This window comes from Candidatus Pelagibacter communis (assembly GCF_001180025.1).
Lineage (GTDB): Bacteria > Pseudomonadota > Alphaproteobacteria > Pelagibacterales > Pelagibacteraceae > Pelagibacter > Pelagibacter ubique_A.
Genome location: NZ_CVSK01000074.1, coordinates 19451 through 32489, shown reverse-complemented (window position 1 = coordinate 32489; position 13039 = coordinate 19451). Strand labels below are relative to the sequence as shown.

The following is a 13039-nucleotide window of genomic DNA, read 5'->3' as shown; positions in this document are numbered from 1 at the left end:
AATCAGTTTAATTTTATTGGTTTTATTTTTTGTATGGCTGGCGAGCGGACTTTATAGAGTATTACCCGATGAACAAGGAGTTGTATTAAGATTTGGTAAGTTTGTAAAAACTACACAGCCTGGTTTGAACTATCATATCCCTTTTCCTGTTGAAACTGTGCAAACTCCAAAAGTAACAAAAGTTAATAGAATGGATATAGGATTTAGGTCTGAAAGGGACAGTGGTTTTTCTACAGGTGGTGGTGTTGCTGATGTTCCACAAGAAAGCCTAATGTTAACTGGAGATGAAAATATTGTTAACATAGACTTTTCAGTATTTTGGGTAATTAAAGATGCAGGCAATTTTTTATTCAAAATTCAAGACCCAGAAGGCACGGTTAAAGCAGCTGCTGAAACTGCAATGAGAGAAGTGATAGCAAAAAGTGATATTCAACCAATATTAACAGAAGGTAGATCTAAAATTGAGCTCGAAACTCAAGAAATTATTCAGACTATTTTAGATGACTATGAAAGTGGAATTCAGATTACACAAGTTCAAACTCAAAAAGCTGACCCACCAGATCAAGTAATTGATGCGTTTAGAGATGTACAAGCTGCAAGAGCTGATATGGAAAGATCTAAAAATGAGGCCGAAGCTTATGCAAATGATGTAATTCCAAGAGCGCGAGGGGAAGCACAAAAAATTTTACAGGCTGCTGAAGCATATAAAAAAGAAGTTGTCGCAAAAGCCGAGGGTGAAGCAAGCAGGTTTATAGCTATCTACAATGAATATAAAAATGCGAAAGCAGTTACTCAAGAGAGAATGTATCTAGAAACTATGGAAAAAGTTTTAGCTGATATAGATAAAGTAATTATAGAAAAAAATGCAGGTTCTGGTGTAGTTCCATACTTACCTTTACCTGAACTAAAAAAGAAAGCGACAAATTAAGATGAAAGCTGGAAAAATATTAGCAGGAGTATTAGTTGCAATTGGTGTTGTAGCCTTTTTATCAGTAATTATAGTTAAGGAGGTCAACCAAGCAATTATTCTTCAATTTGGTGATCCAAAAAGAATTATAATGAAACCAGGATTAAATTTTAAAATTCCTTTCATTCAAAACGTTGTTTATTTAGATAAAAGAATTTTAAACTTAGATGCTCCACCAGAAGAGGTTATTGCATCAGATCAAAAACGATTAATTGTAGATGCATTTGCAAGATTTCAAATCGTTGATCCACTAAAGTTTTATATTTCAGTGGGGAACGAAAGAGTTGCAAGATCAAGATTATCTACAATTATTAATTCAAGAATCAGAAATGTATTAGGTCAAGAAGAATTACAAACATTATTATCTAAAGATAGATCTAAGCAAATGGCTTTAATTAAAGAGGGTGTCAATAACGAAGCACAAAACTTTGGAATTAATATTGTTGATGTCAGAATTAAAAGAGCAGATCTACCTCAAGCTAACAGTGATGCAATTTATAGAAGAATGCAAACCGAAAGGGAGAGAGAAGCAAAAGAATTTAGAGCAAAAGGAGCAGAGATGGCTGTCACTATTACATCAACTGCTGACAAAGAAGTTACTGTAATCTTAGCAGATGCTCAAAAACAATCTGAGATCATGAAAGGTGAAGGTGATGGAGAAAGAAATAAAATATTTGCAGACGCTTTTGGTCAAGATCCAGAATTTTTTGCTTTCTATAGAGCTATGCAGGCATATGAAAAAGCTCTTATTGGTGGCGAAACTTCATTAATTTTATCACCTGATAGTGAATTTTTTAAATTTTTTGGAAATATAAAACCTGAAATCCAACAATAATTCTTAAATGCGTGAGCTAGTTATAGCTTTTGGTCTTTTCTTGTTTATTGAGGGAATTTTATACGCCTTATTTCCAGCAAAAATGAAAAGTATGTTGAAAAAATTAGAACTTGTTAAAGATAGTCAGCTTAGATCAGGTGGACTTATTTTTGCATTGATAGGTTTTATAATTATTTATTTTATTAAAAGTTAATATGAATAAGATTAAACTTATATTATTAACCCTGGTTATATCATTTAGCTTTTCGTTAAATGTAAACTCCAAACCAGTTCCTGCTTCCTTTGCAGATCTTGCAGAAAAATTAATGCCATCTGTTGTAAATATTTCTACAACAACTACTATCACAACAACTTCTAATCCTTTTCCTTTTCAATTTCCTCCAGGATCTCCTTTTGAGGATATGTTTAAAGAATTTGGAACACCTCAAGAAAGACAATCAGCTGCTTTAGGTTCTGGGTTTATAATAGACGATAAAGGTATTGTAGTTACGAATAATCACGTTATCCAAGATGCTGATGACATTATTGTTAGGGTAAACGGTGACCAAGAATTTAAAGCTAAGGTTCTAGGTGCTGATCCATTAATGGATATTGCTGTTTTACAATTAGAAACAGATGAAAAGTTTATCCCGGTTGCATTTGGTGACTCTGATAAAGCAAGAATTGGGGATTGGGTTTTGGCAATTGGAAATCCATTTGGTTTAGGTGGAACTGTTACTGCTGGAATAATATCAGCAAGAAATAGATCAATTGGTTTATCAAGATATGAAGATTTTATTCAGACAGATGCCTCTATCAACTCTGGAAATTCAGGTGGTCCATTATTTGATATGGAGGGAAATGTAATTGGAATTAATACAGCAATTCTTGGACGTAATGGTTCTATTGGAATTGGATTTTCTATACCATCAAACAGTGCTCAAATTGTAATTAAACAATTAATTGAATTTGGTGAAACAAAAAGAGGTTGGCTGGGTGTTAGAATTCAAGATGTGACAAAAGAAATTGCTGAAGTTGAAAAATTAGATAAAGCAAGAGGAGCACTTGTTGCAAGTGTTGCTGAAAATAGTCCTTCAGAAAAAGCGGGAATTCAAGCTGGTGATATTATTTTAGAGTTTAATGGAGAAAAAATAAATCAAATGAAAGAACTTCCAGCGATTGTTGCACGAACAGAAGTTGGGAAAAAGGTTGAGGTTAAAATTTGGAGAGATAAAAAAGAGATTATTAAAAATGTTATTTTAGGAAGATTAGAAACCTCAGATGATTTTAAAATAAGTAAAAATCAAGAAACTGAAAAACAAAATAATGAAGAGATCATTGAAAGTTTAAAAATAGCAGTAAGGCCATTAACTAAAGAAGATATTAAAAATAGAAATTTACCAAACCAAACTACAGGACTTGTTATTACTAAAATTGCAAACAACAGCCCTGTTGCAAATTCAATAGAGCTTAACAGTATTATTATTGAAGCTCAGAAGAAAAAAATTAGATCGGCCGATGATTTAAGAGAAATTACCAAAGAAGTTCTTAATTCAAATCAAAAAACAGTTTTACTTGCAATCTATAATAATCAAAATCAACGAAGATATATTGGTATTAAGTTAGACTGATCATGGATTTAAAATCCAAGATTATATTAATCTCAGGTCCTACAGCTTCAGGTAAATCAAGCTTTGCAATTAAGATTGCAAAAAAAGTTAACGGAGAAATTATTAATGCAGATAGTATGCAAGTATACAAACAGCTTAACATATTATCAGCTAGACCAGATCCAAAAAAATATCAGAAAATAGAACATCATTTGTATGGTTTTCATAATGTTACAAAAAACTTCTCTACAGGTGACTGGCTTAAGTTAGTAATTAAAAAAATTAGGGAAGTTCAAAAAAGAAAAAAAACCCCAATTCTTGTTGGAGGCACAGGTTTATACTTTAAAGCTTTAACTGATGGTTTGGTTAAAATACCAAATATTTCATTAAAATTAAGAACTCAAATTAGAGATTTACAAAAAAAACTTGGTCAAAAGAAGTTTTATGAAAAACTATTAAAATTAGATCCATCCTCAAGAGGAAAAATAAATCCTACAGACACTCAAAGATCTATCAGAGCTTATGAAGTAAAAAAGTTTACAAAAAAATCTCTACATGAATGGTTTAAAAACACAAAATCAAACTTCGTGGAAGATGATTTATTTAAAGTTTACATTGACTATCCTAGACAAGAACTCATTGCGCGTATCAATTTACGAACAAGGGAGATGATAGAAAATGGAGCAATAAAAGAAGTAAAAGATTTCATAAAGTTAAGGGTTAGAAAAGATAAAAGTGCTAACAAGGCCATTGGAGTAAATGAAATTAGAGAATATTTAAAAAAACAAAAAGATTTGAATGATACAAAAGAAAAAATAGCCATAAAAACTAGACAATACGCCAAAAGACAAAGTACTTGGGCTAGAGGCAATATGGAGAGCTGGATAAAACTAAAGCCACAAGACATAAATAAATTTTTGAAAAAAATTTAAAATTTTCATTCTAAAACTTGACCAATGAGCACAACTTCAGCTAGATTGCCTAATGCCAAAATTATTAACTGGAGCAGAAATTGTATTTAAGTGTCTTGAAGACCAAAAGGTAGAACATATCTTTGGTTATCCAGGTGGTGCAGTGTTACCTATTTATGATGAATTAAAAAATCATCCTACCATAAAACATATTTTAGTTAGACACGAGCAAGGTGCAGGTCATGCAGCTGAAGGTTATGCTAGATCATCAGGAAAACCAGGTGTAGTTTTAGTTACATCAGGTCCTGGAGCAACCAATGTTGTTACAGCATTAACTGATGCCTATATGGATTCTGTTCCACTGGTTTGTATTTCTGGTCAAGTTCCAACGCATTTAATTGGAACAGATGCTTTTCAGGAATGTGACACCACAGGAATTACAAGACCTTGCACGAAACACAATTGGCTAGTTAAAGATATTAATGATCTTTCAAAAGTTATTCATGAAGCATTTAGAGTTGCAACAACAGGGAGACCTGGACCAGTTTTAATTGATATTCCAAAAGATATTCAGTTTGCAAAAACAAAATACAAAAAACCAAACAAAGAAAAAAAATTAAATGGAAAATCTCACAATAAATTTTCTCAAGATCAAATCGATGAATTAGTAAATTTATTAAGTAAATCTAAAAAACCAATCATCTATAGTGGTGGAGGGGTAATTAACTCAGGCCCAAAAGCAAGTCAGGCTCTAAGAGAATTTGTTGAGCTCACTGGTTTTCCTATAACTTCTACACTTCAAGGATTAGGTGCTTACCCTGGAGATGATAATCAATTTTTAGGAATGCTTGGTATGCATGGTACTTATGAAGCAAATAATGCTATGCATGATTGTGATCTTTTAATTAACATTGGTGCAAGGTTTGATGATCGTATTACTGGAAAAATTGATGAGTTTTCACCAAATTCAAAAAAGGTTCATATTGATATAGATCCATCGTCAATTAATAAAATTATCAAAGTGGATCTTGCAATAGTTGGAGATGTTACGAGTGTAATAAGTAAAATTAATAAAACAATTGCTAAAAGAAAAAATGGTCACAGCAAATCAAATAAATCAAATATAGCTAAGTGGTGGGAGCAAATTGAAAAATGGAGAGAAAAGGATTCTCTTAATTTTGTAAATAGTGATGAAAGTATAAAACCTCAACATGCCGTTCAAAGACTTTATGAATTAACTAAGAATAAAGATACTTATGTTACTACCGAGGTTGGACAACATCAAATGTGGGCTGCTCAGCATTATAAATTTAATAAACCAAATAGATGGATGACATCTGGAGGCTTAGGAACTATGGGGTATGGATTACCAGCAGCAGTTGGTGTTCAAATTGCTCATCCTGAAAAATTAGTAATTGATATTGCTGGAGAAGCATCAGTTTTAATGACCATGCAAGAAATGTCTACTGCGGTTCAATATAATCTTCCTATAAAAATATTTATTTTAAATAATCAATATATGGGAATGGTTAGACAATGGCAGGAATTGCTGCATGAAAAAAATTATTCTGAAAGTTATTCTGAAGCATTACCAGATTTTATGAAAATGGCAGAAGCTTATGGATGTAAAGGAATTAAAGCAGACAATCCAGATGATCTTGATGATAAAATTCAAGAAATGATCGATTATGATGGACCAGTTATATTTGATTGTCATGTGGATCCTAACGAGAATTGCTTCCCAATGATACCATCTGGAAAACCTCATAACCAAATGATCTTGGGCCCAAATGATCAAGAGGAAAATAAAATCAAAGGAAAAGGCAAAGCCTTAGTATAATCATAATGCCGAAATCAAAGTCAGCTTACAGCATACCTACGAAGAAACAAAAATCAGACACATATATATTTGTTGTTTGGGTAGATAATGAGGCTGGAGTTTTGGCAAGAGTAGTTGGTTTATTTTCTGGTCGAGGTTACAACATCGAGTCATTAGCTGTTGCAGAGGTTGATGCGGTTAAAAATATTTCAAGAATAACAATTGTTACCACTGGAACACCTCAAGTAATTGAACAAATAAGACTCCAATTAACAAAGTTAGTGCCTGTTCATAAAGTCGCTGAATTTAAAAGAGAGGATAAAGGCGTAATTTTTAAAGAAATGGCTTTGTTTAAAGTTGTAGGAAAAAGAAATAAAATTGAAAAATGCTTAAATGCTTGTAAAAAATTTAATCCCGTAATATTAGATGAAACAAAAACTTCAGCAGTAATTCAAATAACTGCTCTTAGGAGAGAAATTGATAAAATGAATAAAAAATTAAAGCCCTTAGGACTTATTAGTACTTCGAGAACTGGGGCAGTAGCAATGACTAGGGGTGCTAAAATATTTAATTAATTTAAAAGGAGAGATGATATGAAAATGTTTTATGAAAAAGATGCAGATGTTAATCTAATTAAAAGTAAAAAAGTTGCTATCTTCGGTTATGGAAGTCAAGGGCATGCTCACGCATTAAATTTAAAGGATAGTGGAGTAAAAGATATTGTTGTAGCATTAAGAGAAGGTTCATCGAGTGCAGCTAAAGCAGAATCAAAAGGATTAAAGGTAATGAATTTATCTGATGCTGCCGAGTGGGCTGATGTAGTAATGATTCTTACACCAGATGAACTACAAGCGGAAATTTATAAAAATCATATTGAACAACGAGTAAGAGAGGGGACCAGTATCGCTTTTGCTCATGGTTTAAATGTTCATTACGATTTAATTAAAGCCAGAAAAGATCTTGATGTTTTTATGGTTGCTCCCAAAGGACCTGGTCACTTAGTTAGAAGTGAATATGAAAAAGGAGGTGGAGTGCCTTGTTTATTTGCTGTTCATCAAGATGGTTCAGGAAAGGCAAGAGACTTAGCTTTATCTTATGCTTCAGCAGTTGGTGGAGGAAGATCAGGAATTATTGAAACTACATTCAAAGACGAAGTTGAAACAGATTTATTTGGTGAACAAACAGTACTTTGTGGAGGTTTGGTTGAGCTAATTAAAAATGGTTATGAAACTTTAGTTGAAGCAGGATATGAACCAGAGATGGCATATTTTGAGACAGTTCATGAAGTTAAATTGATTGTTGATTTAATTTATGAAGGTGGAATTGCAAACATGAATTATTCTATTTCGAATACTGCTGAATATGGTGAATATCAATCTGGACCGAGAGTAGTAAATAAAGAAGAAACTAAAAAAAGAATGAAAGAAGTTTTGTCTGAAATTCAATCTGGAAAATTCACTAAAGAATGGATGGATGAATGCAAAAATGGTCAAAAAAATTTCCTTGCTACGAGAGCTAAATTAGCCGAACATCCTGTAGAAAAAGTTGGTGCAGAACTAAGAGCTATGATGCCTTGGATAGGTAAGAAAAAATTAGTAGACAGCGATAAAAGTTAAATTTTATCAGTAAATTATTGCTACTATAATTCAATTATTTCACTTATACTTTTTTATATAAATTTAAAAAACGAGGGGAATAATGAAGACTAAAAATATAGTAAGAATACTATTGTCATTAGTTCTAGTATTCGGATTTTCTTCAGCATGGGCAAAAACTATTAAATGGTCTATGCAAGGAGACAGTTTAACACTAGATCCACATGCACAAAATGAGGGTCCAACCACTCAAGTATCTAGACAGGTTTATGAAGCTCTAGTTCAAAGAGGCTTGGACATGAAAATAGGGCCTGCTTTAGCAACAAAATGGAAAGCCACTGATCCAAATACTTGGATTTTTACTTTAAGAGAAGACGCTAAGTTTTCAGATGGTTCTGGAATGACATCAGCAGATGTTGTTTTTAGTATATTAAGAGCTAAGCAAAGAACATCTGACTTTAAAGAATACATCAGCACTGTTGCTAATGTTGAAGCGGTTGGAGATTACTCTGTTAAAATAACTACAAGTAAACCTAACCCTATTCTTTTAAACCAATTGTCTAACATTTTTATAATGTCTAAAGCTTGGTCAGAGAAAAACTTTGCAATGTCTCCACAAAATTGGGATGCAGGACAAGAAACTTTCTCTGCTACTAATGCTATGGGAACTGGTCCTTTTAAAATAACTTTAAGAGAGCCTAATACCAAAACAGTGTTTAAAAGAAATAAACATTGGTGGGGTGAAATGAAGGACAAAAAAGTAACTCAAATCGAATTAATGCCTATTAAAAATGCAGCTACAAGAGTAGCAGCATTATTATCTGGTGAAATTGATATAGTTACTGATGCTCCTGTTCAAGACTTAAAAAGAATTGGATCTTCTTCAGGTCACAAAGTTGAAAGTACAGCTCAGATGAGAACAATTTTCTTAGGCATGGACCAAGCAGCTGACAAGTTGAGAACTGGTAATACAGGTGATAATCCATTTAAGAAAAAAGAAGTAAGACAAGCTCTCTATCAAGCAATTGATATTGAAGCGATCAAGAAAAAAGTTATGAGAGGTTTAAGTGAACCAGCGGGAATTATAACTTTCCCAGGTGTAAATGGATATACAGCTGATCTTGATAAAAGATTACCTTACGATGTTAATGCTGCAAAAAAACTTTTAGCTGATGCAGGTTATCCTAATGGTTTTGACGTTGAACTTAGATGTCCTAATGACAGATATGTAAACGATGAGGCAATATGTACTGCTGTTGTTGGAATGTTGGGCAAAATTGGAGTTAATGTTAACTTATTTGCTCAAACTAAAAGTAAACACTTCAAAGAGCTTAAAGATGATCAAGGTGATTTCTATATGCTAGGATGGGGTGTTCCAACTTTAGATAGTCACTATGTTTTCCATTACCTATATGAAACTGGTGCTAGCTGGAACAAAGTTAACTTTAGTAACGCTGATGTTGATGCTGCAATTAGAGTTATGGAAGGTGAAGTTGATTTAGATAAAAGAAATGCTGCAATTGCAAAAGCTTGGAAAATTGTAAAAGATGATATTTCTTATCTTCCTTTACATCACCAAGTAATTTCTTGGGCATCTAAAAGCAATGTTAATGTTCCTATCAGACCGAATAACGAACCGTTATTCAGAACTGCTAGTTTTAACTAATTAAAAATTATTACAAGCCCTTTAAAATTTAAAGGGCTTGTAAGTTTAAACCTTCACAAATTGATAAAATATTTTTTTAAAAGGCTGTTTCAATCTGCTTTGGTGATGTTGGTTGTCGCCTTTGTATCTTTTTCTTTATTTAATTTTGTTGGTGATCCAATTAATAACATGGTTGGAGAAGAGACTTCTGATGAGGAAAGAGCAGAATTAAGAGAAACATTAGGTTTGATGGACCCAATTCATGTTCAATTTTCAAGATTTATAGTTAATGCTTCTAAGGGTGAGTTTGGAATTTCATATCAATTAAGAAGACCTGTTTCAGAATTAATAGTTGAAAGATTGCCAGCAACTATTGAACTTGTGGTTATTTCAGCACTAATTGCACTAATTACTGGTACTTTGTTAGGAGTTTATACTGGCATAAATCGAAAAGGTTTTTTAAGTGATTTTGTCTTAGCCGTCTCCTTGCTTGGAGTTTCACTCCCCACATTTGTAATTGGTATATTATTTATATATTTGTTTGCAGTAATCTTAGGAATATTACCTTCTTTTGGTAGAGGGGAGGTTGTTGATTTAGGTTTTTGGACCACAGGTTTTTTAACAGTTTCAGGACTGAAAGCAATTATACTTCCTTCAGTAACATTAAGCCTTTTCCAAATGACTTATATCATCAGACTTGTGCGAGCAGAGATGATGGAAATATTACAAACAGATTATATTAAATTTGCACGTGCTCGAGGCATTAGTGAAAATAGTATTAAATATAAACATGCATTAAAAAATGGATTGATACCAGTAATAACTATAGCAGGAATAAATATTGGAACTTTAATTGCGTTTTCAATTATTACTGAAACTGTTTTTCAATGGCCTGGAATGGGCTTCTTATTTATTCAAGCAGTTCAATTCGTAGATATACCAATCATGTCAGCTTATTTAGTTTTTATAGCTTTTGTTTTCGTAATGATAAATTTTATAGTTGATATTCTTTATTATTTAATTGATCCAAGAATAAGAGTTAAAGGAGATGCAGCAAGTGGATAACAAAACTTTAAGTACTTGGGAAAGATTAAAAGATAGTGATATTTATCATAGCTTTATTAAATCGCCAACTGCCATTGTATCATCTACTATCTTGTTTATAATTTTTTTCTGTTCTTTTTTTGTTGAGCTCGTAACACCTTACAATCCCTTTGACCCATCCTCTCTATCATTGATGGATGCATTCACACCACCTTCATGGACAGAAGATGGCCTTGCTAAATTTATTTTAGGTACTGATGGACAAGGAAGAGATATGTTATCAACAATTTTGTATGGATGTAGAATTTCTTTAATAGTAGGTTTTTCTGCGATAATTTTTAGCTTAATTCTTGGAGTTGGATTGGGATTAACAGCGGGATTTTTTGGGGGAAAATATGAAATGATAGTAATGAGGTTAACTGATGTTCAGTTAACAGTACCAAGTATTTTGATGGCATTATTGGTTGATGGAATAGCAAGAGGATTAATCTCGAGAGAAATGCATGATGAAATGGCAATTTATGTTTTAATATTTGCAATCGGGATTTCAGAGTGGCCACAATTTGCTAGAGTTTCAAGAGCTGCAACTTTGGTGGAAAAAAATAAAGACTATGTTTCAGCATCAACAATAATTGGGGTTTCTAATATAATTATTATGTTTAAACATATTTTACCAAATATTTTAAGACCGGTGTTAGTAATTGGAACTATTGGTTTAGCTCTTGCTATTTTAGCTGAATCTACTTTGAGTTTTTTAGGAGTTGGCGTACCTCCAACAACACCTTCTTTAGGGACATTGATACGACTTGGTAATGACTTTTTGTTTTCAGGAGAATGGTGGATAACTTTTTTTCCAGCAATTTTCTTAGTTATTTTAGCATTTTCAATTAATTTATTAGGGGATTGGATGAGAGATACTTTAAATCCAAAATTAAAAAAATGACATTTTTAAAAATAAATAATCTTAGTGTTGATTACCAAATGAGAAAAGAAACAGTTTATGCTGCTAAGAATGTGAATATTGAGGTTAATAAAGGAGAAATTTTAGGATTAGTTGGAGAGTCTGGATCAGGAAAAAGTACAGTAGGAAATGCTATTATAAATTTAATCGATGAACCAGGTAAGGTATCTAGTGGATCAGTTATTTTAGGCGATCTTAACATTCATGAAAATTCTGAAAGCATTGTTAAATATAGGGGAAATAAAATTGGATTGATATTTCAAGATCCTCAAACTTCACTTAACCCAATTCTTACAGTGGGTGAACAATTAATTGAAACAATTCAAACTCATCTTAAATTGAGTAAAGAAGAAGCAAAAAATAAATCTATAAATTTATTAAAAGAGGTTGGTATAAAAGATGCAGACGCAAGATTTGATAATTATCCTCATCAATTCTCAGGTGGAATGAGACAGCGAGTAGTAATTTCTTTAGCTCTATGTTGCGAGCCAGAATTGTTAATTGCAGATGAGCCAACAACAGCATTAGATGTATCAATTCAATCTCAGATTTTAGAACTTATTAAAAAATTAACAAAAGAAAGAAATCTTGCTGTAATCTTAATTACTCATGACATGGGAGTTATAGCTGAGACAGCAGATCGTGTAGCAGTTATGAAAAGTGGTAATTTAGTTGAAATCGGTGAAACTAAAAAAATATTAACCAATCCACAAGAAAATTATACCAAAAGTTTAGTGAGCTCAGTTCCTCCAACAAATAAAAAAATTTCAAGATTTGTAATAGTTGAAAAAGAACACAATAAAAAAAAAGAAAATAATATCAAAATACTAAATAGATGGTCAAAGAAAGAAATTATAAGTCAAGATTTAGTTCAGATAAAAAATTTGAATAAAAGTTTTGATGATAATTTTTTTACAGAAAATTCTAAAAATTCTGTGATGGCTGTTAATGATGTTTCATTTGAAATAAAAGAGGGAGAATCTTTTGGTCTAGTAGGAGAAAGTGGGAGTGGAAAATCTACAATTGCTAAAATGATTGTAAATTTATTTAAACCTACATCTGGCGATATCTTCTTTGATAACGTTTGTATAACAAAAATTAAACAAAGATCTGAATTAATGAAATTTAGAAAACAAATTCAAATGATATTTCAAGATCCTTATTCTTCACTAAATGGAAGATTAAAAGTAAAAGATATAATTGCGGAACCAATCACACTTCACAACCCATCAATATCAAATATAGATTTAAATAATTATATTTACGATTTACTTGAGTCTGTAGAATTAACTCAAAAATCTGCAGATCGATATCCACATGAATTTTCAGGAGGACAGAGACAGAGAATATCAATTGCAAGAGCACTTGCCACACAACCAAGACTTTTAGTTTGTGACGAACCCACTTCTGCTCTAGATGTTAGTATTCAAGCTCAAATATTAAATTTACTTAAAGATCTTCAAGAACAATTAAATTTAACAATTTTATTTATAAGTCATGACTTACCTGTTGTTAGACAAATGTGCGATAGAATTGGCGTCTTAAAAGACGGCAAATTATGCGAAGTTTCAATAACTGAGGATTTATTTTTAAAACCAACGCATGAATACACAAAAGAACTTTTACGATTAATGCCTAAAATTGAGTCTATTTATAATTAATTTTTCGTAAGC

12 protein-coding genes are annotated in these 13039 nt (G+C 32.0%); all 12 read left to right on the top strand.

Annotation, left to right across the window (positions count from 1 at the left end):
- Position 1 precedes the first annotated feature (1 nt).
- The 12 genes from hflK (at position 2) to AMN83_RS04885 (ending at position 13027) form a co-directional block, all read left to right on the top strand.
- Positions 2-928, top strand: a complete 927-nt coding sequence (gene hflK / locus AMN83_RS04940; RefSeq protein ID WP_425304146.1) for an FtsH protease activity modulator HflK — start codon at positions 2-4, stop codon at positions 926-928.
- Between the two features lies 1 nt (position 929).
- Positions 930-1802 carry a protease modulator HflC gene (hflC, locus tag AMN83_RS04935; protein ID WP_075504558.1) on the top strand — a complete coding sequence of 291 codons (873 nt, stop codon included), beginning with the start codon at positions 930-932 and terminating at the stop codon, positions 1800-1802.
- Between the two features lie 7 nt (positions 1803-1809).
- Positions 1810-1995, top strand: a complete 186-nt coding sequence (locus AMN83_RS04930; protein WP_075504557.1) for a DUF2065 domain-containing protein — start codon at positions 1810-1812, stop codon at positions 1993-1995.
- Position 1996: 1 nt separating this feature from the next.
- Positions 1997-3412 (top strand): Do family serine endopeptidase, encoded by a 1416-nt coding sequence (locus tag AMN83_RS04925; RefSeq protein WP_075504556.1) that lies wholly within the window; start codon positions 1997-1999, stop codon positions 3410-3412.
- A 2-nt stretch (positions 3413-3414) separates the two neighbouring features.
- Entirely contained in the window at positions 3415-4323 is a 909-nt protein-coding gene (miaA, locus tag AMN83_RS04920) for a tRNA (adenosine(37)-N6)-dimethylallyltransferase MiaA (protein WP_075504555.1), read from the top strand.
- A gap of 52 nt (positions 4324-4375) precedes the next feature.
- The gene (locus tag AMN83_RS04915) at positions 4376-6142 is read left to right on the top strand and encodes an acetolactate synthase 3 large subunit (RefSeq protein WP_075504554.1); all 1767 of its coding nucleotides are present in this window, start codon (positions 4376-4378) and stop codon (positions 6140-6142) included.
- A gap of 5 nt (positions 6143-6147) precedes the next feature.
- On the top strand, positions 6148-6696 hold the full coding sequence (gene ilvN / locus AMN83_RS04910) for an acetolactate synthase small subunit (protein WP_075504553.1): 549 nt from the start codon (positions 6148-6150) through the stop codon (positions 6694-6696).
- Positions 6697-6714: 18 nt separating this feature from the next.
- Positions 6715-7737: a ketol-acid reductoisomerase gene (ilvC, locus tag AMN83_RS04905; protein ID WP_075504552.1), complete on the top strand. Its 1023-nt coding sequence runs from the start codon at positions 6715-6717 to the stop codon at positions 7735-7737.
- 82 nt (positions 7738-7819) lie between these two features.
- Positions 7820-9382 (top strand): ABC transporter substrate-binding protein, encoded by a 1563-nt coding sequence (locus AMN83_RS04900; protein ID WP_075504551.1) that lies wholly within the window; start codon positions 7820-7822, stop codon positions 9380-9382.
- 60 nt (positions 9383-9442) lie between these two features.
- Positions 9443-10426 (top strand): ABC transporter permease, encoded by a 984-nt coding sequence (locus tag AMN83_RS04895; RefSeq protein ID WP_256998075.1) that lies wholly within the window; start codon positions 9443-9445, stop codon positions 10424-10426.
- Positions 10410-11348, top strand: a complete 939-nt coding sequence (locus tag AMN83_RS04890) for an ABC transporter permease (RefSeq protein ID WP_075504550.1) — start codon at positions 10410-10412, stop codon at positions 11346-11348. The genes AMN83_RS04895 and AMN83_RS04890 overlap by 17 nt, the downstream gene beginning before the upstream one ends.
- The gene (locus AMN83_RS04885; RefSeq protein ID WP_082255119.1) at positions 11345-13027 is read left to right on the top strand and encodes a dipeptide ABC transporter ATP-binding protein; all 1683 of its coding nucleotides are present in this window, start codon (positions 11345-11347) and stop codon (positions 13025-13027) included. Before AMN83_RS04890 ends, AMN83_RS04885 begins: the two co-directional genes overlap by 4 nt.
- The last annotated feature ends 12 nt before the right edge of the window (positions 13028-13039 follow it).

Bases quoted from the DNA above. Each gene is read 5' to 3' on its own strand.
- ilvN (WP_075504553.1), top strand. From the start codon at position 6,148: ATGCCGAAATCAAAGTCAGCTTACAGCATACCTACGAAGAAACAAAAA.
- ilvC (WP_075504552.1), top strand. From the start codon at position 6,715: ATGAAAATGTTTTATGAAAAAGATGCAGATGTTAATCTAATTAAAAGT.
- AMN83_RS04890 (WP_075504550.1), top strand. From the start codon at position 10,410: ATGCAGCAAGTGGATAACAAAACTTTAAGTACTTGGGAAAGATTAAAA.
- AMN83_RS04925 (WP_075504556.1), top strand. From the start codon at position 1,997: ATGAATAAGATTAAACTTATATTATTAACCCTGGTTATATCATTTAGC.
- AMN83_RS04915 (WP_075504554.1), top strand. From the start codon at position 4,376: ATGCCAAAATTATTAACTGGAGCAGAAATTGTATTTAAGTGTCTTGAA.
- hflC (WP_075504558.1), top strand. From the start codon at position 930: ATGAAAGCTGGAAAAATATTAGCAGGAGTATTAGTTGCAATTGGTGTT.
- AMN83_RS04930 (WP_075504557.1), top strand. From the start codon at position 1,810: ATGCGTGAGCTAGTTATAGCTTTTGGTCTTTTCTTGTTTATTGAGGGA.
- miaA (WP_075504555.1), top strand. From the start codon at position 3,415: ATGGATTTAAAATCCAAGATTATATTAATCTCAGGTCCTACAGCTTCA.
- AMN83_RS04900 (WP_075504551.1), top strand. From the start codon at position 7,820: ATGAAGACTAAAAATATAGTAAGAATACTATTGTCATTAGTTCTAGTA.
- AMN83_RS04885 (WP_082255119.1), top strand. From the start codon at position 11,345: ATGACATTTTTAAAAATAAATAATCTTAGTGTTGATTACCAAATGAGA.